Annotated in this window: 21 protein-coding genes and 1 tRNA gene; all 22 read right to left on the reverse strand. The window is 49.5% G+C overall.

Going from position 1 to position 20,534, the window contains the following annotated elements:
• Positions 1 to 22: 22 nt before the first annotated feature.
• The 22 genes from PGX44_RS03075 to sigH all read right to left on the reverse strand — a co-directional run bounded on the left by PGX44_RS03075 (position 23) and on the right by sigH (position 20,522).
• Positions 23 to 1,210: an aminotransferase-like domain-containing protein gene (locus PGX44_RS03075; RefSeq protein ID WP_498854211.1), complete on the reverse strand. Its 1,188-nt coding sequence runs from the start codon at positions 1,208 to 1,210 to the stop codon at positions 23 to 25.
• A gap of 148 nt (positions 1,211 to 1,358) precedes the next feature.
• Entirely contained in the window at positions 1,359 to 2,552 is a 1,194-nt protein-coding gene (locus PGX44_RS03080; RefSeq protein WP_498854212.1) for an aminotransferase-like domain-containing protein, read from the reverse strand.
• A 141-nt stretch (positions 2,553 to 2,693) separates the two neighbouring features.
• Complete coding sequence (locus PGX44_RS03085; protein ID WP_498854213.1) at positions 2,694 to 3,653, reverse strand: bifunctional riboflavin kinase/FAD synthetase; 960 nt, start codon at positions 3,651 to 3,653, stop codon at positions 2,694 to 2,696.
• Positions 3,654 to 3,664: 11 nt separating this feature from the next.
• Entirely contained in the window at positions 3,665 to 4,546 is an 882-nt protein-coding gene (truB, locus tag PGX44_RS03090) for a tRNA pseudouridine(55) synthase TruB (RefSeq protein ID WP_498854214.1), read from the reverse strand.
• Positions 4,543 to 5,487 carry a DHH family phosphoesterase gene (locus PGX44_RS03095; RefSeq protein WP_498854215.1) on the reverse strand — a complete coding sequence of 315 codons (945 nt, stop codon included), beginning with the start codon at positions 5,485 to 5,487 and terminating at the stop codon, positions 4,543 to 4,545. The genes truB and PGX44_RS03095 overlap by 4 nt, the downstream gene beginning before the upstream one ends.
• Positions 5,488 to 5,492: 5 nt before the next feature.
• Entirely contained in the window at positions 5,493 to 5,840 is a 348-nt protein-coding gene (rbfA, locus tag PGX44_RS03100; RefSeq protein WP_186502047.1) for a 30S ribosome-binding factor RbfA, read from the reverse strand.
• A 15-nt stretch (positions 5,841 to 5,855) separates the two neighbouring features.
• Entirely contained in the window at positions 5,856 to 8,303 is a 2,448-nt protein-coding gene (gene infB / locus PGX44_RS03105) for a translation initiation factor IF-2 (protein ID WP_498854216.1), read from the reverse strand.
• Between the two features lie 14 nt (positions 8,304 to 8,317).
• Positions 8,318 to 8,626, reverse strand: coding sequence for a L7Ae/L30e/S12e/Gadd45 family ribosomal protein (locus tag PGX44_RS03110; protein ID WP_498854217.1), 309 nt, complete (start codon positions 8,624 to 8,626; stop codon positions 8,318 to 8,320).
• Positions 8,623 to 8,883 (reverse strand): RNase P modulator RnpM, encoded by a 261-nt coding sequence (rnpM, locus tag PGX44_RS03115; RefSeq protein ID WP_498854218.1) that lies wholly within the window; start codon positions 8,881 to 8,883, stop codon positions 8,623 to 8,625. The genes PGX44_RS03110 and rnpM overlap by 4 nt, the downstream gene beginning before the upstream one ends.
• 9 nt (positions 8,884 to 8,892) lie before the next feature.
• On the reverse strand, positions 8,893 to 10,065 hold the full coding sequence (gene nusA, locus PGX44_RS03120; protein WP_498854219.1) for a transcription termination factor NusA: 1,173 nt from the start codon (positions 10,063 to 10,065) through the stop codon (positions 8,893 to 8,895).
• Between the two features lie 15 nt (positions 10,066 to 10,080).
• Complete coding sequence (rimP, locus tag PGX44_RS03125) at positions 10,081 to 10,539, reverse strand: ribosome maturation factor RimP (RefSeq protein WP_498854220.1); 459 nt, start codon at positions 10,537 to 10,539, stop codon at positions 10,081 to 10,083.
• Positions 10,540 to 10,670: 131 nt separating this feature from the next.
• A complete protein-coding gene (locus PGX44_RS03130; RefSeq protein ID WP_498854221.1) occupies positions 10,671 to 11,279 on the reverse strand; it encodes a hypothetical protein in 609 nt (202 codons plus the stop codon).
• 90 nt (positions 11,280 to 11,369) lie between these two features.
• Positions 11,370 to 11,454, reverse strand: a tRNA-Leu gene (locus PGX44_RS03135).
• Between the two features lie 12 nt (positions 11,455 to 11,466).
• Positions 11,467 to 12,042 (reverse strand): lytic transglycosylase domain-containing protein, encoded by a 576-nt coding sequence (locus PGX44_RS03140; protein ID WP_480207284.1) that lies wholly within the window; start codon positions 12,040 to 12,042, stop codon positions 11,467 to 11,469.
• A gap of 3 nt (positions 12,043 to 12,045) precedes the next feature.
• Positions 12,046 to 12,660 (reverse strand): dephospho-CoA kinase, encoded by a 615-nt coding sequence (coaE, locus tag PGX44_RS03145; protein ID WP_498854222.1) that lies wholly within the window; start codon positions 12,658 to 12,660, stop codon positions 12,046 to 12,048.
• Between the two features lie 19 nt (positions 12,661 to 12,679).
• The gene (gene mutM / locus PGX44_RS03150) at positions 12,680 to 13,504 is read right to left on the reverse strand and encodes a DNA-formamidopyrimidine glycosylase (protein WP_498854223.1); all 825 of its coding nucleotides are present in this window, start codon (positions 13,502 to 13,504) and stop codon (positions 12,680 to 12,682) included.
• Between the two features lie 14 nt (positions 13,505 to 13,518).
• A complete protein-coding gene (gene polA / locus PGX44_RS03155) occupies positions 13,519 to 16,104 on the reverse strand; it encodes a DNA polymerase I (RefSeq protein ID WP_498854224.1) in 2,586 nt (861 codons plus the stop codon).
• Between the two features lie 9 nt (positions 16,105 to 16,113).
• Positions 16,114 to 16,497, reverse strand: a complete 384-nt coding sequence (locus PGX44_RS03160) for a hypothetical protein (RefSeq protein WP_186502037.1) — start codon at positions 16,495 to 16,497, stop codon at positions 16,114 to 16,116.
• Between the two features lie 122 nt (positions 16,498 to 16,619).
• The gene (gene smpB / locus PGX44_RS03165) at positions 16,620 to 17,087 is read right to left on the reverse strand and encodes an SsrA-binding protein SmpB (RefSeq protein ID WP_186502036.1); all 468 of its coding nucleotides are present in this window, start codon (positions 17,085 to 17,087) and stop codon (positions 16,620 to 16,622) included.
• A gap of 12 nt (positions 17,088 to 17,099) precedes the next feature.
• The gene (gene rnr, locus PGX44_RS03170) at positions 17,100 to 19,454 is read right to left on the reverse strand and encodes a ribonuclease R (protein ID WP_498854225.1); all 2,355 of its coding nucleotides are present in this window, start codon (positions 19,452 to 19,454) and stop codon (positions 17,100 to 17,102) included.
• A gap of 97 nt (positions 19,455 to 19,551) precedes the next feature.
• The gene (gene secG, locus PGX44_RS03175) at positions 19,552 to 19,788 is read right to left on the reverse strand and encodes a preprotein translocase subunit SecG (RefSeq protein ID WP_186502064.1); all 237 of its coding nucleotides are present in this window, start codon (positions 19,786 to 19,788) and stop codon (positions 19,552 to 19,554) included.
• A 47-nt stretch (positions 19,789 to 19,835) separates the two neighbouring features.
• A complete protein-coding gene (gene sigH, locus PGX44_RS03180) occupies positions 19,836 to 20,522 on the reverse strand; it encodes an RNA polymerase sporulation sigma factor SigH (RefSeq protein WP_498854226.1) in 687 nt (228 codons plus the stop codon).
• Positions 20,523 to 20,534 lie beyond the last annotated feature (12 nt).

Raw genomic sequence — 20,534 nt, forward strand, 5'->3', positions numbered from 1 at the left:
CGTACATGATAACCGGCACGGCTTATTTGGCCAATGCTTCGGTCAATACTTCCCCTAATCGTTTGATCCCTTCGACAATGCGGTCTTCCGGCATGTTGGAATAATTGAGGCGGAAGTGATTGCCATTGCCGCCATTCGGATAGAAAATGCCGCCCGGTACATAGGCTACATCTTTTTCCAGACATTTAGGCATCAATTCTTTCGCATCCAGTTCTTTCGGCAAGGTTACCCATGTGAACAGGCCGCCCTGCGGATACGTAAAGGTGCATTCTTTAGGGAAATATTTTTTCATGGATTCACACATCAAATCGCGGCGTTTTGCATAGAGTGCGTTGATTTCTTTAATGTGTGCATCCATATCAAACATCTGGCAGTAATACGCTGCCTGGCGCTGGCCAAAGGTCGACGTGCCCAGGTCAACAGCCTGTTTGAATTTAACGAATTTGTCGATGATTTCCGGATTGGCAATCGTCCAGCCCAGGCGCAGGCCCGGCATGAAAATCTTCGAGAAGGAACCCAGGAAGACAACCTTGCCCTGCGTATCCATGGATTTCAAGGACGGTAACTTTTCGATATCATAGCGGATTTCACCGTACGGATCATCTTCTACAACGACGACATCATATTTATTGATGACATCCATAAACGCTTTACGGCGTTCTACAGGCCACGTAATACCTGTCGGATTCTGGAATTCAGGAATAACGTAAATCATGCGGACACTGTCATCTTTAGCCAGGATCGCATCGAGTTCTTCCGGAACAATGCCCTTGTCATCAGTCGGTACTTCAATATATTTCGGACGTACAGGATCAAAAGCCATGATGGCGCCCATATAGGACGGGCTTTCCATAGCAATGGTTTCGTCCTTATTGACGAGGATCTGCGATAAAATAAAGAGTGCCTGCTGCGAACCGGTCGTAACAACAATATCCTTTGGTTCACAGTCGACAAAGAAAGATTTCTTCATACGTTTGGCGATTCCTTCACGGAGCGGTACATATCCTTCTGTCGTACCATACTGTACAGCCTGACGGCCTTCTTTTTCATAAATAGCCTGATCAACCTGTTTCATTTCTTCGATTGGGAACAGTTCCGGTGCAGGCAAACCGCCGGCAAAGGAAATCACTTCCGGTTTTTCCGTCAGTGCCAAGAGTTCTGCAATGTCAGATGCCTGTAACGTATTTGCAAAATCAGAAAATTTTGTCATAAAAATCACCCCTGTTTTATTTTTTCCCCAGTGGTAAAATTATAACACCAATATATAGAGATTGCAAACATGGTAAAAGCAGCATGCACCATACAAAAGAGGGACAGTGCTGCAGATGCCCCACTGTCCCTCTCGTTTATAGATTAGCTTATTTCATTTTGGCAATTTCTTCTTTTAATACATCGCCTAACCGTTTTACGCCTTCGATAATCTTATCTTCCGGCATGCACGAATAGTTCATACGGAAGTGGTTTTCACCGCCGCCATTCGGATAGAACGCACCGCCCGGTACGTAGGCAACTTTCTTTTCCAGTACCTTCGGCATCAATTCCTTGGCGTCCATACCTTCCGGCAACGTTACCCATGTGAAGAGGCCGCCTTCCGGATACGTAAAGGTGCATTCTGCCGGGAAGTATTCCTTCATCTTATCGAGCATCAATGTACGGCGTTTGCCATAGAGGTCGCAGATTTCCTTGATGTGAGCATCGATATCATACATATCGAGGAAGAACGAAACCTGACGCTGTGCAAAGGATGACGTCTGTAAATCGGCAGCTTGTTTGTATTTAACGCATTTATCGATAATAGCCGGGTCGGCTACGATCCAGGCAACACGCAGACCTGGCATCATGATCTTCGAGAACGATCCCAGGAAAATGATATTGCCTTTTATATCCATGGATTTCAAGGATGGAACCTTGTCGCCGTCATAGCGCAGTTCGCCGTACGGATCATCTTCAATAACCGGGAAATCATACTGGTTGATAAGATCCATAAAGGCTTTGCGCCGTTCAATCGGCCAGGTTACACCGGTAGGATTCTGGAATTCCGGAATGACATAGGCCAGGCGGATACGATCGCCATATTTCTTCAGTATTTTTTCCAGTTCTTCGGGAATAACACCTTTGTCATCTGTCGGCAATTCTACGAATTCCGGACCGCACAGTTTAAAGGCGTTCAAGGCACCTAAATAAGTCGGGCTTTCAACGAGCATTACATCGCCAGGATTCAGAAAAATCTGAGGGATAAAGGATAAGCCCTGCTGGGAGCCGGATGTAATGAATACTTCATCGACCTTGCAATCTACGCCGAAGGATTTTTTCATCCGTTCGCAAATGTGCTGACGCAGGGGCACATACCCATCAGTCGTCCCATACTGTACGGCTGCCTGGCCTTCCTTATCGATGACAGCTGCATCTACTTTCTTTAATTCTTCCAGCGGGAAGAGTTCCGGAGCCGGCAGGCCGCCAGCAAACGAAATAATGTCCGGCTGAGCCGTCAATTTCAAGAGTTCCCGAATTTCCGAAGCCTTTAAACCATTAGCAAGATTTGAAAATTTCATTTCAATCCACTCCTTCTTTAATCCGAACGCATACCTTAATTATATATTTATTGTATCATTATTATGATATAAATTCAATTTAAAGAAGATTAGAAAAAGATTAAAATCCGACTAAAACAATTTAGTCGGATTTATGCATCATCAATCATTGCTATTCGTTTTTAATTTGTTTTCTCTCTGTGCAAAATAAGTCCGGACGTGTTCCCGGTCTTGTTCCATCTGCCGGATCAGCATGTCCGTTTCGACAAAGGTGATTTCATGACGGAGCCGTTTATAAAAGAACAAGCGCAGCTGCCGGCCATACAAATCGCCATGCCAGTCCAAAATATTGGTTTCAATGCGGCGGTATTGATTGGCAAAGGTCGGATTATTGCCAATATTGGTCATAGACGGCCAGATTTTTCCATTGAGCCAGACGCCAGTGGCATAGACGCCATCCGGCGGCATAGCCATGTGTTCCGGAATGTGCATATTAGCCGTTGGAAAGCCGATTGTCGTGCCACGATGGTCGCCGGGCATAACACTGCCTTCCAGTTCGAAAGGGCGGCCTAACAGGAGTTCTGCCGTTTCCATGTGTCCCTGGGCGACAAGCTTGCGAATGACCGTACTGCTAATCGGCGTGGGATGACCGGGACTGCCGAGTAAGGTCAGCACACAGACCGGCACGTTATAGGCCTGCATAAACTCACGCAGCGTATCCGTATTGCCAGCCGCTTTGGCACCATACGTAAAATTGGAGCCGACGACGATGGCTTTCGGTTTCATATATTGCAGCAGCTGACGGCAAAATTCTTCCGGCGATTCATCGATTAGATGCCGGTTCATCGGCAGCAGGACGAGGCCATCCATGCCCTGCTCTTCGATGTACCGCGTTTTTTGTTCGACCGTCGCCAGCCGTGCCGGTTCCTTCTCCGGACGCAGCACCGATAAAGGATGCGCCGCAAAGGTGACGACGACGGCTTTTGCCTGCAGTTCCGTTGCTTTTTTCAAGGCTTCGTGCATGACCTTCTGATGGCCTAAATGAACGCCATCGAACGTGCCTAGCGCCACTACCGTTTGCGGATAGTGCTGCACCTCTTCAAAAGAATGAAAAACATCCATGGTTGATTACCTCACAATAGCTCTGCAAACATTTTATGCGGCCGGATCACGTGATGTTCTACATCAAAGCGGGCAATGCCCATGAGGTTTCCGGCTTCATTATAAACGCGCAGAATTTCTCCCTGTGCCAGACCCCGGCCGGCGAACGGCACGGCACGGCCCTGCAGGAGGAACGTACCTTGCTGTTTTGTAAGCCGCACTTTTTTCAAGGACTGAATCGCCTGGTCGGCCGGCAGGACATAGCGTTGCGGATCCTGTTCCAGTTCCTCCAGCGTCGCTGCCGAACTGATATCAAACAGGCCGGCACGCACGCGGACCAAATAGGACATGCAGGCACACGTACCAAGTTTTTCTCCCAGGTCGCGAATCAAGGAACGGACATAGGTCCCTTTGGAACAGGTTACGGCTAAGACGCCCCGGCCGTCATGATAGGCCAAAAGGCGAATATCATGGATCGTAATCTGCCGTGCCGGCAAGACGAAATCCTGATGCTGCCGTGCCAGCTTATAGGCTTTGACGCCGTTGATGCTGATGGCAGAATACCGTGACGGCTGTTGCTCTGTTTCACCTAAGAACGTCTGCAGCGCCGCCTCTACCAGTGCATCCGTCATGGCAGGTACAGGCAGTGTCTGTACGACCTGACCTGTAATATCTTCTGTATCCGTCGCCAGGCCCAGCGTGAATTCGGCATGGTACGTCTTAATATCACTGTCACCATACTCGATGAGACGCGTTGCCTGCCCCAGATAGACCGGCAGGACGCCAGCGGCCAGCGGATCGAGCGTACCAGCATGACCGACTTTTTTCATTTGATAAATCCGGCGCAGCTGCCCAACCACATCGTGGCTGGACATGCCTGTCGGTTTTAAAACATTGACAATTCCATGTATCATAGGGCTTTCAGTATTTCCTTTATGAGCATAGTTTTCGCCTCAGCCAAAGGGGCTTTGATCGTACAGCCTGCAGCGCGGATATGACCGCCACCGCCAAAGACGGCTGCAATGGCATTGACATCGGTCGCCTTGGAGCGCAGGCTGACCCGCGTTTCCTCTGCGCTGATGTACTTGACCGTAAAGGCCACATCTACGCCTTTGACGGTACGGGCATAATCGATATAGCCACCCGTGTGTTCCCCTGTATATTGCAGGATATCGGGCGTAAAGGTAATCCCTGCCACTTTGCCATCGCCATAAAGGTCGATGTGCTTCAGCACTTCCGAAAGAGCTTGCAGCTTCACGAGAGACTGGGCTTCCAAATGCTCAGAAATGACATTAGGCTGTGCTCCCGCTTCCACGAGGAGCGCTGCCATGCGCAACGTGTGCCCTGTCGTATTGCTGAATTTAAAGAAGCCACAATCGGTAGCAATAGCCAAATATAAGGCATTGGCCATTGCTGGTGTAATGGTGCAGCCCCACTGCGTAAAGAGGTCAGTCAATACTTCACCCGTTGCGGCATAATCGGGCCGGATATACTCAGCATCAGCAAAATGGGCGTTGGAAATATGATGATCAATGTTCACCAAGGGGCCGCGGATGAGCTCCGCCGTCTTGCCAATGCGGTCTACCCCCGTAGCATCGAGGATCAGTGTCAGCCACGACGCATCGTTTTTTACATCGTCCGGCTTATAGACAGTCCGGATGCCCGGTAAAAAATCAAACTTATCATCTACGTCATCATCTAACACGATGACTGCCTGTTTCCCCCAGGCCCTAAGCATTTCCCCGGTCGCCGCCAAGGCGCCGACAGCATCACCGTCAGGATTGACGTGAGCTGTCAGCAAAATATGTTCATACTGCCCTAAGAGTTCCTTCAGTTCAGAAACAGAACAATTCATGTGCCTCAGTCCTTCTTTTCGATATCATGAAGAATCTTATCGATCTTCATGCCATAATCCAGAGAAGTATCTTCCTTAAATTCGATAGTCGGCGAATAGCGGATGCCCAGGCGTTTGCCTACTTCAGAACGGATATAGCCGTTAGCACTTTTCAGCGCTTTCAATGTATCCTTCTTCTGTGCGTCGTCGCCAAAGAGGCTGACATAGACCGTAGCTTCCCGCAGATCACCGGTAATGCGTGCATCCGTGACGGTAACAAAGCCCATGCGCGGATCCTTTAATTCCCGCAGGATAATGTTAGACACTTCCTGCTTAATAAATTCTTGTATTTTACGTGCTCGTAATTCACCCATAGTTACTTCCTCACTTTATTCCGGCGCAACTTCTACCATTTCGTAGGCTTCGATTTCATCGCCTTCCTTAATATCACGGTAGTTTTCCAGGGTAATGCCGCATTCGTACCCTTCGGCAACTTCCTTTACGTCATCCTTGAAACGACGCAGGCCGTCGATAGCCCCTTCGTGTACGACAATACCATTGCGGATCAGGCGGATCTTAGAGGAGCTGGTAATCTTGCCTTCCTTGACATAGGAACCGCCAACGATGACCTTCGGCGTCGTAATGACCTGACGGACTTCTGCCCGGCCCGTAATATGTTCTTCGTATTTCTTTTCGAGCATCCCCTTGATGGCTGCTTCGACATCATTAATCGCATCGTAAATGACGCGGTATGTACGCATGTCAACATTTTCATGTTCTGCAGCCTTGCGGGCCGATGCATCAGGCCGTACGTTAAAGCCGATGATCAGGGCATTAGAGGCAGAGGCCAGCATAATATCCGATTCAGTAATGGCACCGACGCCGGCATGGACGATCGAAATACGGACTTCATCACTTTTGATTGCCATCAGGGACTGGCTCAATGCTTCGACAGAGCCTTGTACATCGCCCTTGACGATAAGGGACAATTCCTTCAATTCCCCCTGCTGGATCTGGTTAAAGAGATCATCCAGGGTGACCTTGGCATTGACGTGTAATTCCGACGAGCGTTTCTTTTCCAAACGTTTTTCCGCAACGGAACGGGCTGTCTTTTCGTCCGTCACGTTGAGGATATCGCCGGCTTCCGGAACGTCGTTGAGGCCGAGGATTTCTACCGGAATAGACGGTTCCGCCTTCTTGACGCGTTCACCCCGTTCGCTGGTCATGGCACGGACCTTGCCATAGCAGGAACCGACAATAATCGTATCGCCTACATGGAGTGTACCTTTCTGAATGAGGACAGAAGCGACAGGGCCGCGGCCCTTGTCGAGCTTGGCTTCGATAACGACGCCCTGGGCCGGACGGTCCGGGTTCGCTTTCAATTCCAGTACTTCAGCGAGGACGAGGATGTTTTCCAAAAGGTCGTCAAGGCCGATTTTCTTGTGGGCCGAAACGGGAACCATGATCGTATCGCCGCCCCATTCTTCACTGATCAGGCCGTATTCCGTAAGCTGCTGCATAACCTGCTGGGGATTAGCGCTTTCTTTATCGATTTTATTGATGGCCACGATAATCGGTACGCCTGCCGATTTGGCATGGTTAATCGATTCAATGGTCTGTGGCATAACGCCGTCATCAGCGGCGACGACGAGGACGGCAATATCCGTTACCTGAGCACCGCGGGCACGCATAGCCGTAAAGGCTTCATGCCCCGGCGTATCCATGAAGACGATCTTCTTGCCTTCATAACGGACCTGATAGGCACCGATGTGCTGTGTAATGCCGCCGGCTTCGTGGCTGGTAATGCTGCTCTGACGGATCGCATCGAGGAGGCTTGTCTTACCGTGGTCGACGTGACCCATAATGGTAACTACAGGCGGTCTCGTTTTCAGCGTTTCCGGGGCATCTACGATTTCTTCAATTTCCGTAGGATCTTCCGGCGGGGCTTCCTGCGTGACGGTTACGCCGAATTCATCAGCAATAATAGAGGCCGTTTCATAATCGATTTCCTGGTTGATCGTTGCCATAAAACCATCCATGAAGAGCTTCTTAATGACTTCGCTGACTTCACGGCCTAAGCGTTCGGCAAAATCCTTTACGATGATCGTTTCCGGCAACTCGATAGACGTAGGGTAATTCTTGGTCTTTTTCACTGGGGCTTCCTGTGTGTGCTGGTTGGCAAACTGCCCTTTATTCCGCTTATTCTTGTGTTTCCCTTTATTCAGGACGTTAGACAAGAGGGTATGAGGCCGGTTGTTTCCCTGGTTGTTATTGTTCTTTCCGTGGTTATTGTTGTTATGACGATTTTTATTATCCGATGATGTATTGCGGTTATCGCCGTTCTGTTTGGCATGGCCAAAGTATTTCGTACGCTTATTGTCACCTTGCTGGTGATTTTGCTGGGATTGCTGCATACCCTGGACCGGCGTGCCGCCCTTTTTATGGTTATTCTGGCCATTATTTTGGTTATTGTTTTGATTATTGCGCTGCGGCTGCTGGCTGCGGTTACCACCGCCAGCGTTATGATTATGCGCATTATTGTGCTTGCTGCTATTATCATTCTGGTGGGTATTGCCGCCATTTTTATTTTGATTCTGCCGGTCGCCATTTTCTTTTTTGTGCTGGCCCTTGTCATTCTGGCCGGCTTGAGCTGTATTTGTCTTTTTGCCTTGGTTATCGGCAGGCTTTTTATGATATGTTTTGTCGAGCAAATCTTTTTCTTTATCGTTTACACTTGAAAAGTTAGTAGCTTTTATATTATGTTCCTCCAATACTTTGATAACATCATTGGACGATACGCCATATTCCTTTGCGACTTCGTATACTCGTTTCGTCATCTGGTTACCCCCTTCTACATCATCTTGCTTACATCATCTATCGCTTTAGCAAAGCCCGGGTCATCTAACAGGATGATGACGTTCTGCGCTTTTCCTACGGCTTCACCTAATTCTTCCTTCGTAAATATGTCAATCACTGTCATGCTACGACGCTCTGCCAAGCGCCGGTACTTTACGGCGTTATCGCCGCCGTCTGACGCGATGAACAGCAACGGAACCCGATGTTTCTTTAAAAATTTCTCCGCCGCACCGGCACCACAAATGGTCTTGCGGGCCCGGCAGGCGAGACCCAGGAGGTTCCAAATCTTCTCGCGCCCGGTCATAAGAGCTCCTGGCGGAGGGCTTCATATATTTCTGCAGAAACCTTGGTCTTCAAAGACCGTTCCAGGCGGTGTTCCTGATAGGCTTTTTCGAGACAGGCTTCATTTTGGCAAATGTACACGCCGCGGCCGGCCTTTTTGCCGGTCTTATCAATTTCTACAGTTCCTTCCGGCGTACGGACGACGCGGATCATTTCTTTCTTGCTCTTTTGTTCCTGACAGCCCGCACAGACCCGTAAAGGTACCTTTTTCTTTTTCATGCCTGTCACCTACTCTTTCGCAGCCTCAGCGTCAGTGTCTTGCTCTTCTGCAACGGCCGGTGTATCTGCTGCAGCCGGGACTGCTAATTCCGACAAGAGATCGTCCGTTTCCGGCACTTCGCTGACAGCCGGTGCTTCATTAGCTAATTCTGCAGCCTGGCTTTCACTCTTAATATCAATTTTCCAGTTTGTCAGTTTGGCTGCCAGACGGGCATTTTGTCCGGCCTTGCCGATTGCCAGGGATAACTGGTAATCCGGTACGACGACGTTCGATGTTTTTTCTGCTTCGTCAACAGTAACGGAAACGACAGAAGCCGGGCTCAAGGCGTTGGCAATATATACTGCCGGATCTTCGTCCCATTTGACAATGTCGATTTTTTCGTTCTGCAGTTCCGTTACGATATTCTGTACACGGGCGCCTTTCGGACCGACACAGGCACCGACAGAGTCGACGTTGGCATCACGGGAATAGACGGCAATTTTAGAACGGCGGCCCGGTTCACGGGCAACGGATTTCAATTCAACGACACCATCATAAATTTCCGGAACTTCCAGTTCAAAAAGGCGTTTGAGCAGGCCCGGATGTGTCCGCGATACGAGGATCTGGGCACCCTTAGTCGTCTTACGGACTTCTACGACGTAGCATTTAATGCGCTGGCCGATGGCATAGGTTTCCGTCGGGATCTGTTCCGAAGCCGGCAAAACAGCTTCGGCTTTTCCCAGGTCGACATATACGTTGTGCTGTTCTACGCGCTGAATAATCCCCGTGATGATATCATCGGTACGATTGGAAAATTCATCGTAGATCATGTTCCGTTCTGCTTCACGCAGGCGCTGGATCATGACCTGTTTAGCTGCCTGGGCAGCAACACGGCCAAAATTCTTCGGCGTGACATTGACGTTGACGACATCGCCTTCTTCGTAGGACGAATCCATAATGTGTGCCATAGAGAGAGAGATTTCCGATTCTTCATCTTCCACTTCTGCCACTACCGTTTTGGGTGCCAGGATCTTATAATCACCGGTCGTACGATTCAGTTCTGCGACAGCATTGGGATTTGCATCCGGTTCCTTCTTATAAGCTGTAATCAGTACGGCTTCTAATGAGTCACAGATGATGTCTTTCGATACGCCCTTTTCTTTAGACAAAAACTCAATCGCATTCAGTAATTCCTTGTTCACTTTCTAATACCTCCACTAAAAATCAATGTGTAAACGAATCTGGGAAATCTCTTTCATGGGCAGTTCTTCCAAATGGTCCTTATACTGCACTTTGAGGGTATCGCCATTTTTTTCTACCAGGTCCGCCACGATCAGCTTTGTTCCATCGTAGGGCTTAAAGAAATGGATATCTACTGTTCGTCCCTGATAGCGGATAAAGTCTTTTTCTTTCTTCAATACGCGGTCCAGACCTGGCGAGGATACTTCCAAAAGATAATTGTCACCAATGGGATCTTTTTCATCCAGTACCTTGCTCAGTTTTTCGCTGACAGACTGGCAATCTTCCAAATCGACGCCGCCTTGTTTATCGATGAATACACGTAAATACCAATTCCGTTCCCGGACGTATTCGACGTCCACCAGTTCCAGGTCTGAGCCTGCGATGATTTTTTCTACTTCCTTTGCTACCAAATCTTCAATATGTTCGCGTCCCATATGTCACCTGTATCTTTCTCAAAAATGCACGTAAGTAAAATTTAAGAGTGGGCTTTCACCCACTCTTAGAAAAGTTTCCATCTAATTAATTAGAGTATACCACCAACAGGGCCTGCTGACAACGAAAAAAGCTACTCAGGCTCTGCCATGTCGGCAACAATCGCGTCGAGGACCGGTACGAGACGTTTTTTTAACGAATCGTGCAATACTCTTACATCGCTGCTATCGAAATCATGTACGAGGTTAGGAAAATTATGAATGCGTCGTTCAGCGAAGAAATCGTCGCGCAGAATATTATACATCAAAGACAAACCACTCCGTGTCTGCCGGTCATAATAGGCCAGTATCATGTAGGAGCCATTAATAATGCGGACGGCATCGTTCGGACTGACCGTACGCTGCAACCCCTTGTACTGCTCCGGCAGGACATCGTCCCAGGCTACGGTCGTTATCCCCTTATTCATGAGGAGCACGCTGAAGTTATTCTGCCGTTCCACATAATAATCGCGGATTAACGCCGGCAGCCGTCCTTCAACGTTTCGGCGAAAGATGGCAAAATCTTCTGTAATGAATTCCACTAAGGCAAACTCCAGCATGCCAATATCCGTACGGATAAAGAATTCCTCTGTCGCCGCATTGAGCGTCGCCTTGACGGTCCAGCCGTTTTTTTCATTCTCATAGGTAAAGATAAGATAGTCGCTATCAGCACCTTGATCTGAAAGAGGCCGAAATTCCTTCACTAATTTAAAATCTCCCACCTGAGGTGGGAGATTCATTGAGATATTCCATTGTTTGAGTGTTTCAATCAATGTATCATCCATAATACAACTTGGTGCGGTTGGTGGGAGTTGAACCCACACGATCTACGATCACTGCCGCCTGAAGACAGCGCGTCTGCCATTCCGCCACAACCGCATAAAAAAGAAACTAAAAGTTATACAGGGCTTTGTATCTTTCTCGCTTCAACAAAATCATCTTAACATATTCCCGGGTCTCTGTAAAGGGTATTTCTTCAATTTTTTCAAAGTTTTTATCCCAGCCATACTTTTCCATCCATTCGTCGACATGACCGCGTCCTGCATTATATGCTGCCAGGGCCAGAACCGTATTGCCGTCATACTCTTTTAACAAATAGGCGAGATACCACGTACCCATCCGGATATTGGTCTGTACGTCGTTCAGCTGATCAGGCGTAAAATTCTTAATACCCATTTCCTCAGCAATCCATTTCCCCGTGTCCGGCATAATCTGCATGAGACCGCTGGCCCCGCGATGGGACGCTGCGGACTGATTGAATTTGCTTTCTACAAGGATGACTGCTGCCACCAGGGCCGGATCCACATGGTCCTCATAGGCATACTGCCGTACCATGTAATCGTACTGCAAAGGGTATACAATCTTGCGCATTACATCATCTTTCCAGGAGTAAAAATACATAGCTGAAAAGCTTGCCAGACACAGGGCTATAATAATTTTTACCTTCGTATTATTTCTCCGTCTCACAGCTTACTCCTCAGACCAAACCCGGTTTCTTAGTTCATTCCATTCTTTATCTACCTGTTCTTCCGTGCTTTCCAGAGAACCGGTATTGTCGATGACAACCTGAGCCAATGACCGTTTTTCATCTATAGGAAGTTGAGCATGAATGCGCGCCAATGCTTCGCTTTCAGTATATTGATTCCGTGCCATCAGCCGTTTCAGCTGTGCCGCCGGATCCACATACACCAGCCAGACTTCATCAACGTACGAGGTGTATTTTAACTCAAAAAGGAGGGGCATGTCAAGAAAAATCAGGCAATTTTCATCTTTTTTTCTAAAGTGGGCAATTCGTTCCGCCAGCAGTTTATGAATCTGCGGAAAGATAATGCTTTCTAATTCTTTTTTGCGTGCCGGATTTGCAAAAACGATACTGCCGATATAGGCCCGGTCCATCGTGCCGTCCGGCAGTAACGCTTTTTCGCCGAAATGACAGGCAATGTCCGCCAAACATGACGATCCGGGAGCTACGGCTTCCCGGGCCAGAATATCACAGTCAATAATCCAAGCACCACGGGCACGCAGCATGTTTACGACAGTGCTTTTTCCCGTGGCAATCCCACCTGTAAGTCCGATTATACGCATAGTCCTGCCTCCTCACTCTTTATTTTTGGCAAACCGGGCAATAATGGGTGCCCCTGCCGCCTTGTTTTTTATATACGATAGTAGCGCCACAGACCGGGCAAGGCTGTCCTTCCCGGCCATAGACGCGCAGATTTTCTTGATTTTTTCCTTCTTTGCCGCTGCCGTCAATAAAATTAAAAACCGTCGTGCCGCCATTTTCCAGCCCTTCTGTCAGGACCGTGCGGATGGCTTCATACAGGCGCCGGCTCTCCTTGCGGGTCACGCGGCTGCAACGCCGGGACGGACGGATACCCGCCAGAAATAAGGCTTCATCGGCGTAAATGTTGCCCAGTCCGGCCAGACAGGTCTGGTCGAGAAGCAGGGCTTTAATGAGGCGGCGAGACCCATGCACCTGCTGCCACAGATAGTCTGACGTAAAGTCTTCGCTCAGGCCGTCAGGGCCCAAGGAGTCATAGCCTGAAATACCGGTCGGGCCGGCTGCCGGCACAATCCAAAGACAGCCAAAGGTACGCACATCCCCATAGACCAGACGGCCTTCGTTGAGCGTAAAGACGATGCGCGTATATGGCGGCAAGGGTGCCGTCGTATCGCTCTCATAGATCAGACGGCCTGTCATGCGCAGATGTACCAACAGGCGCCACGGGCTGTCCAGCATGAGACTTAAGTATTTGCCACGCCGTGCTACAGCTGTGAAGGTACAGCCCGGCAAGGAAGCAGCAAAGTCTTCTGCCGTCCGGTTGCGGATAAGCCGCGGCAGCTGCACATCTACAGCAGTAATCGACTTTCCTGGCAGGGAAGCTGCCAAATAACGCCGTACTGTTTCCACTTCAGGTAATTCAGGCATACGTCCTCCTACTTCTATTTTGCTTCTTCCCAGTTCGTGCCGTAATGGATATCTACGGTCAGCGGCACTGACAGGGTAACCACATGTTCCATCTTATCGCGCAGAAGCGCTTCTATTTCTCCCCGTTCAGCTGCCGGTACTTCCAGTACCAGTTCATCGTGTACCTGTACGAGCAGACGGCTCTTGAGCCCCCGCTGTTCCAGTTCGCTTTGAACGGCGTTCATAGCCAGCTTGATAATATCAGCGGCACTGCCCTGAATGGGCGTATTCATAGCCGTCCGTTCAGCAAAGGAACGGCGTGTAAAGTTTTTACTGTTGATTTCCGGCAGCTCCCGTATACGGCCAAACATGGTCCGGGCCATACCGCTTTCCCGGGCTTCCGCGACAAGCTGCTCCATATAACCGTGCACGGCACTATAGCGGACAAAGTACGATTCAATATATTCTTTGGCCTGCTGCCGCGTAATAGAAATATTGCGGGCCAGCCCAAAATCACTGATACCGTAAATGATACCAAAATTGACAGCCTTAGCGTGAGACCGCTGTTCCGGCGTAACTTCCGCCAAGGGAATGCCAAAGACTTCCGACGCCGTACGGCGGTGAATGTCCTGTCCCTTCTGAAAACCGTCGATCATGGTCGGATCCTGGGACAAGTGTGCCAACAGGCGCAGTTCGATTTGGGAGTAGTCACCGGAGAGGATGTAATCATAGCCTTCGCCCGGCACAAAGAGGGAGCGTATTTTCCGGCCCTGCTCTGTACGAATAGGAATATTCTGCAGATTCGGATCAGAGCTGCTCAGGCGGCCCGTAGCCGTCACCATCTGGTTGAAGGACGTGTAGATGCGGCCCGTTTCTTGGGAAATGAGCGGTTCCAGCCCTTCCAGGTAGGTGGAAATCAGCTTTTTCAAAGCACGAAACTGCAGTATCTTAGGAATGATCGGGTGCTTATCTGCCAGTTCATCGAGAACAGCCGAGTCAGTCGAATATCCTGTTTTCGTCTTTTTGATAACCGGCAGGCCCAGCTTTTGGAAGAGAATCGTGCCAAGCTGTTTCGTCGAATTGACATTGAATACTTCACCGGCGTCATCATAAATGGCTTCTTCCAAGGCGTCGGCCTGACGGGAAAGATCCTGTTCCATGTCTTCCAGCTTCTGCCGGTCAATAGTGAAGCCGTTCATTTCCATGACGGCCAGGGTATGCAAGAGCGGTACTTCGATTGTCTTATATAAGGAGTCTAAGCCCAATTCCTTGATGGCTGCTTCTGTCTGCGGCCAGAGAGCGGAAAGAAACGCCGCTTCATGAGCCAGGCGCGTGGCTGCCGGCTGGTCCGGGTTGTCCGTAAAGGGTACGGCAAATTTTTCTGACAAATACGTCAGGCCATAGGCGGTACGCGTCGGGTCCAGGAGATATGCTGCCAGAGTCGTATCCTCTAAGGGCAGCTGTGGCGGCGCATAGGCAGAAAGGACCTTTAGCAGGGTCTTACCGTCTGCCGTAATGACCCGGTGGCACTGTGTAAGGCCTTTCATATACGCCGCCAGCTGGTCTTCTGGCACACTGAGGACACCGTCAGGAACGGCCAGGGCCAATTGCTTCAGTTCGGGTACCGGCACAGCAGGCTCATATACCATAGCCACAGCCACGGTCTGGCCGGCCAAGCGTTCGGGCTGCCAGTCTGCCGGATCCAAAAATACCAGTTCAGCCTCTGGCGCTGCCTGCCGGGCAATATGGGAGAACTGTCCCAACGCAGCAAAGCGTTCCAGCAGATTTTTAAAGCCCAGGCTGCGGAACAGTTCCGCCACGTCTTCCTCCCGCGGCTGCGGGACAAATTCAGCCAGGCTGTACGTCAGGGGTACATCACAGCGGATGGTAGCCAGGGATTTCGACAAAAAGGCTTCGTCTTTATGTTCAACGAGTTTTTCCTTCAGCTTCTTACCGCTCACTTCATCAACGTGTTCATACACACCGGCCACAGACTGGAATTGCGTAATGAGCTTCAGTGCCGTCTTTTCGCCGACGCCGGGCACACCGGGAATATTGTCAGCCGTATCCCCCATAAGGGCCTTCATGTCGATGACCTGAGCAGGCGTATAGCCGTACTCCGCCTGCATGACGTCCGGTGTTACAGCGAGCATGTTGGTAATCCCTTTTTTGGTCAGGTGCACCGTCACGTCGTCATCGACGAGCTGCAGTGCATCGCGGTCGCCGGTTACGATATCGATGGAAAGATTTTGTTTTTCCAGTTCCCGCGCCAGCGTACCGATAATGTCATCGCCTTCATAGCCTTCTAACTCAAGAACGCAGATGCCCAGACATTGCAGGGTTTCCCTGATCAGGGCAAACTGCGGCCGCAGTTCATCCGGTGCAGGTTTACGCGTAGCCTTATATTCGGCATACATGTCGTTCCGAAAGGTATGTTTGTCCTTATCGAAGGCCACGGCGATATATTCAGGATCTAATTGTTCATACAACTTCAGCAACATATTTAAGAAGCCATACACGGCATTCGTATAACGGCCCTGGCTGTCCGTCAAAAGCGGCATAGCATAAAAGGCACGATACAAGAGGCTGCTGCCATCGATGATTACTACATTATCTTTCATTGTTTCCTCCTAATGGCGGCTCTTCAGGATGGCTTTGATGACACTATAGGCGACATACACGACGCCGGCTGCCACGAGGTATGGCAGCGCCAGAATCAAAAAGCCCAGGGCACTTACGACGATGGCTAAGAGGCAAAAGACAATAAAGCCTATAGCCAGCTTAATGCGCAAAGGCATGCCATTCGATACATACACATGGATGCGGGATGTTTCGTCTTCCCTTTCATTCGTATTATACGTAGAACCATCTTCGTTGATGGTTTTTCCTTTAAAATTATCCCGTTCTTCTTCGGACATGACGGTAGCGCCGCGGGCCTCTGCTTCGGCCCGGTGGCAGCGTTCGCACAAGCCGTCCGGGTATACCGCTTCATTTTCACAATAGCGACATTTCATAGTGATCCTCCTTGCGGTGAATGATAGCTACATTCGTTTATTATAGCATGGATCGGTTCGTTCGGCTATGATCGCCCCTTTGAAAAGACCTCCCGGACGGGCTCCATCCGGGAGGTTTTCGCTTATCTGCGGTCTTTCATACGCCGTTCTATATCGCGCTTGGCTTCCTTTTCTGCCAGGGCCTGGCGCTTGTCATATAATTTCTTGCCGCTGGCCAGGGCTACGGTAACCTTGACACGGCCTTTCTTGAAATACAGGTTAAGCGGAATTAACGTGTATCCCTTTTCCCGTATTTTTCCAAAAAGCTTCAGTATTTCGTACTTATGCATGAGGAGCTTGCGTGTCCGCAAGGGATCGTGGTTAAAGCGATTCCCCTGTTCATACGGGCTAATATGCATACCGACGAGGAGGAGCTCACCGTTTTCAATACGGCAAAAGCTGTCCTTCAGGTTGACCTTTCCCTGACGCAGGGACTTGACCTCTGTCCCTGTAAGGGCAATACCGGCTTCAAATGTTTCGTGAATAAAGTAATCATGGCGGGCCTTGCGGTTATCCGTAATATATTTCACTCCGCCTTCTGGTTTAGCCAAATTCTATTCCTCCTACTTCTTGCCTGCCCGGCCGCCTTTGTGGGACTTTTTCTTTCCCTTATGGCCACCCTTCTTGGCAGTGCTCGTCTTTTTTTCTTTTTTATCTTTCTTACCTTTTTTCTTCTTCTTCCCGGATCCGTACTTGGCATCTTTACTTTCCTGCCACGACGGCTGTTTCCGTTCCCGGCTGCCGCTGCGATGGTGCCGCCGTTCGGCACTGGCTGCCAGGATTTTTTGCAGATCCTCCAAGGATTCTACGCGGCCCGGTACAAAGTCAATCTCACATTTTTCCAAATTGACATTGGCCAGCGTTACTTCCAGCGGATCGCCTAAGCGGTATACATGGCCGCCAAAGAGTCCCCGCATGGTATATGTATTTTCATCAAATTCATAGGTATCGTCTGTCAGGAGGGAAATGTGGATCAGGCCTTCAATGCCATTTTCCAGGCCCACGAAAAGGCCAAAAGACGTAATCCCCGTAATGTGGGCGTCAAAGGGCTGGCCTACGAAAGGCACCATGTATTCGGCTTTCTTCAGGTCGTCTGTTTCCCGTTCGGCTTCAACGGCTACACGTTCCCGCGTGCTCGCCTGTATAGACGCCTGCGTGTGGTATGCCAACGACTGTTCTGCTTCCTGTTCCTTCAGCTTGCCGCGCCGCTTGGTCTGGCGGATCAGGCGGTGTACCATGAGATCGGGATAGCGGCGGATAGGCGATGTAAAATGGGTATAGCATTCCGACGCCAGGCCAAAGTGCCCGGCATTGACAGTGGAGTACTTCGCCTGCTGCATAGACCGCAAAGCAATGGTCTGAACGATCAGTTCGGCCTCTGTGCCCTTCGATTTTTCAATGAGCCGCTGGAAATCGGCCGGTTTGACTTCGTCGTCCTTCGGTACGGGCAGGTTAAAGCTCGAGAGGACGGTCCGCATCATTTCCAGCCGTTCCGGATCAGGCACTTCATGGATCCGGTACACAGACGGATTTTCGCTGTCCCGCAAGTAGCAGGCTACTGTTTCGTTGGCAATGAGCATACTTTCTTCGACAATCTGTTCCGCCAAGGAGCGGTCCCGTTTTTCTAAACGCAAAGGTTTTCCTTCCGGATCGAGGATAATCTTGTATTCCGGGAAATCGAAGTCGATAGCGCCGCGCCGCATGCGCATATTCTTCAGAATTTGTGTAACCTCTTTCAGGTCTTCCAGCATGGGCATAAATGGCTGCAGGTCATCGGGAATAATCCCGTTTAAGAGGGCATTTTTGATTTCATGATAGTTGCAGCGCCGTTTGACGCGGATCACTGCTGGAGCAATCTCGTAGTTTACGACCTTGCCCTGGTGGTCGATTTCCATGACACAGGTCATAGAGTACCGGTCTTCGCCTGCATTGAGGCTGCAGATGCCGTTAGAAAGAACCGTCGGCAGCATAGGGATGACCCGGTCGACGAGGTAGACGCTCGTACCACGGGTATAGGCTTCCTGATCGATGGCCGAGTTGGGTTTGACGTACCAGCTGACATCGGCAATATAGACGCCTAAGCGGAAATTACCGTTTGGCAGGCGAACGACATCAATGGCATCGTCCAGATCCTTGGCATCTTCACTGTCAATCGTAATCAGGTTGCGGTCGCGATAATCCTTGCGGTCTTCCGTTACGGTCACCTGTGTATTAATACGGTTTGCCTCTTCCAGGACCGCATCAGGAAAGGCAAAGGGCAGACCGTGACGGGCCATGATCACCTTAATATCCAAATCCTTATCGCCATCGTAGCCTAAGATTTCTGTAATTTCTCCTTCTGCCTTGCGGCCTGCTTCAGGCCAGCGGGTAATGTGTACGAGGACGCGGGCACTGCTGCGGGCATCCTTCGTCTTGTCGAGAGGCACATAAATATCTTCCCGCAGCCGTTCGTCATCAGGCGTAACAAAGCCGCAGGTCTTTTGCCGGTCGTACGTGCCGACAATATCCGTATTAACCCGTTCTACGATACGGATAATTTCCCCTTCCTGGCGATGGCCGCGGCTGTTTTGAATGAGCCGCACTTCTACCTTGTCATTATTCATGGCTGTGTGGCGATTGGCTTCGGCAATATATACATCGTCCTGCAAATCGTCCGTTAGGACAAAGCCAAAATTCGGTGTATATCCTTTATATATACCTGTAATACTTGCAATTCCTGCATCCCGTTTAACGGCTAAATATCGTTCACCAGCTACTCTCATAAGAATCCCACTCCTTACCAGTTCATCAAAAACTGTAAACAGCAGCGCCAGCTTATCACCTTTAATTTCTAATTGTTCCGCGCAATCTTCCACAGTAGCGCCTTCTGTGGTTTCACTGCATATATTTATTATATCATGTGTCAACTGTTTATCCATTACTGTCTCCTGCATTTTCTACATTTTGTTATGTTTTCCGTTACACCCGTGCTGTGAAAAAAAGCCTGCGGCACTTGCCGCAGGCCCTTACTTCTTCTTAATATGTGTTCATCAGCCGCCCTAAGATGAGCGTACAAATAGCAAACGCAATGGACAAGATAATTGTTAATTTAGATAACAGGGCATCCATACCACGGGCTCTGCTGCCAAACAAATCTTCTGCGCCGCCGCCAAAGCCGGCACCCATACCCTGAGTTTTGCTCTTTTGCGCAACTACAACGCCAATGATCAGCAGTGATAAAATAACTACGACAACTTCTAATACGGTAGTAATCACAATAATCCTCCTTACACAGCACACTTAACGTTACTATTGTACACTTATTTTCCATTCCTATCAATAGGCTGTGTTCCATTATTTTCTTTATCCCGCATTTCCAAGTACTGTCCCAGTTTCCGTTTAACGCGCTGCAGGGCATTATCGATAGATTTTACATGACGATGCAGTTCCTGGGATATTTCATTATAGGACTTGCCCTCTAAATACGCCGTCAACACCTGCCATTCCAGATTGCTGAGAACCTTGTTCATCTTCAGTTCCATATCAGCCATGTTTTCACGGCTGATAATCAGTTCCTCCGGGTCTGTCACCTGAACGCCTGTAACGATATCCTGCAGTGTCCGGTCTGATTCGTCCTCATAAATAGGCTTGTTTAATGACACATACGAATTGAGCGGAATATGCTTTTGCCGGGTAGCCGTTTTGATGGCTGTGATGATCTGTCGTGTTATGCACAGGTCCGCAAAGGCCCGGAAGGACGTTTGTTTATCACTGCGGAAGTCTCGCGTCGCCTTATAAAGGCCAATCATGCCTTCCTGAATGATATCTTCTTTGTCGGCCCCGATCAGAAAATACGAACGTGCCTTAGCCTTGACGAAATTGCGGTACTTCTGCACGATATATTCCGTTGCTTCCTGATCGTGCTCTGTCTGGGCCAGGCTGACGATTTCTTCATCTGTCAGGTCATAAAAGCGATCCTTATTCTGTTTAGTTGCACGTTCCTCCAACGCCATGACATC

Source organism: Caecibacter sp. AF58-12pH5A (genome assembly GCF_027681725.1).
GTDB classification, from domain to species: Bacteria; Bacillota; Negativicutes; order Veillonellales; family Megasphaeraceae; genus Megasphaera; species Megasphaera hominis.